Source organism: Nocardia thailandica NBRC 100428 (assembly GCF_000308795.1).
In the GTDB taxonomy this organism is placed as follows: domain Bacteria; phylum Actinomycetota; class Actinomycetes; order Mycobacteriales; family Mycobacteriaceae; genus Nocardia; species Nocardia thailandica.
Window position 1 is genome coordinate 1 of the sequence record NZ_BAGK01000035.1, and the last position, 1,796, is coordinate 1,796.

1 protein-coding gene is annotated in these 1,796 nt (G+C 75.4%); it reads left to right on the forward strand.

Annotation, left to right across the window (positions count from 1 at the left end; genetic code table 11):
* A partial coding sequence (locus tag ON36_RS03530; RefSeq protein WP_043647536.1) for a non-ribosomal peptide synthetase occupies positions 1–1,796 on the forward strand: 1,796 nt, incomplete at both ends.

Here is a 1,796-nt window from a genome sequence, read left to right on the forward strand (position 1 = left end):
TCTGCACCTCATCCTGGCCGACCGCTACGACGCCGACGGCGCCCCCACGGGGATCGCCGGGTACTGCACCTACGCCACCGACCTGTTCGACCCGGGCACGGTGCGCGGGTTCCTCGACCGCTTCGCGCGGCTCGTCGCCGCCGTGCTCGCCGACCCCGCCGCGCCGCTGGGCACCCTCGACCTGCTCGCGCCGGCCGAGCGCGACCGGATCCTGCTGTCCTGGAACGACACCGGGCACGAGCACGACCCCACGGCGACCCTGGCCTCGCTGCTGGACGCGACCGTCGCGGCGAGCCCGCACGCGCCCGCGCTGACCGAGGACGGCAGGCACCTGAGCTACGCCGAACTCGACGCCCGCGTCAACCGCCTCGCGCGCTACCTCGTCACCGCGGGCGTCGGTCCCGAAACCCGGGTCGCGCTGGTCATCCGGCGCTCCGCCGAACTCGTGATCGCGATGTACGCGGTCACCAGGGCGGGCGGCGCCTACGTGCCGATCGACCCCGAGCAGCCCGCGCCGCGCACGCGGCACATCCTCGACACGGCCGCGCCGCTGCTCGTGCTCACCGACGACGCCACCGGCTTCACGGCCGAGGGCCGCGCGGTCGTGTCCACCGAGTGGCTGGACCTGTCCGGCTACAGCGACCGCCCGCTCACCGATGCCGACCGCCGCGCGCCGCTGCGGCCGGGCAACACCGCCTACGTCGTCTTCACCTCCGGATCGACGGGCCGCCCGAAGGGCGTCGCCGTGCCGCACGCGGCGGTGGTCAACCAGTTGCGCTGGAAGATCGCGGAATTCGGCCTCGGCGGCGACGACGCGATCCTGCTCAAGACCGCGGCGGGCTTCGACCTGTCGGTCTGGGAGTTCTGGTCCGCGGCGGTGTGCGGCGGCCGGCTGGTGATCGCCGCGCCCGGCGCGCAGCGCGACCCGGCCGGGCTCGCCGAGCTCATGCGCCGCGAGGGCGTCACCACCCTGCACGTGGTGCCGTCCATGCTCGACGCCCTGCTGCACCGCCCGCTGCCCGCCGCGCTGCGCCGGGTGCTGGCCATCGGCGAGACCCTGCCCGCCGCGCTGGCCGCGCGCTTCGCGGCCGGCGCACCCGGCACGGCGTTGTTCAACGTGTACGGGCCGACCGAGACCGCGGTCTCGATCACCTGCCACCGGGTCTGCCCCGCCGACACCGCGAGCGTGCCCATCGGCAGGCCCGTGTGGAACAGCCGGGTCTACGTCCTCGACGACCGGCTGCGTCCCGTGCCCGCCGGGGTGCCCGGCGAGCTCTACCTGGCCGGAATCCAGCTCGCCACCGGCTATCTCGGCCGCCCCGACCTCACCGCCGAGCGATTCGTCGCCGACCCCTTCACCCCGGGCGGCAGGCTCTACCGCACCGGCGACCTGGCCGCGTGGACGCGCGACGGCGAGCTGGACTACCGGGGCCGCACCGACTTCCAGCTCGAGATCCGCGGCTACCGCATCGAGACCGGCGAGATCGACGCCGTCCTCGCCGCGTGCCCCGAGGTCGCCCACGCGGTGACGGTCGGGCGCGAGAACCAGGCAGGCGCCACGGTGCTCGTGTCCTATGTGGTCGCCGCGCCGGGGTGCGGGATCGACGCCGAACGGCTGCGCGAGCGGGTCGCCCTCGCCCTGCCCGCCTACATGGTGCCCGCGACGATCACGATCCTAGACCGGCTCCCGCTGACCTCCGTCGGCAAGCTCGACCGCGCCGCGCTGCCCGCGCCCGCCCTGGCCGAGCGCGCTCACCGCCCCCCGGTGACGCCCGTCGAGCAGGCGGTGTGCGCGG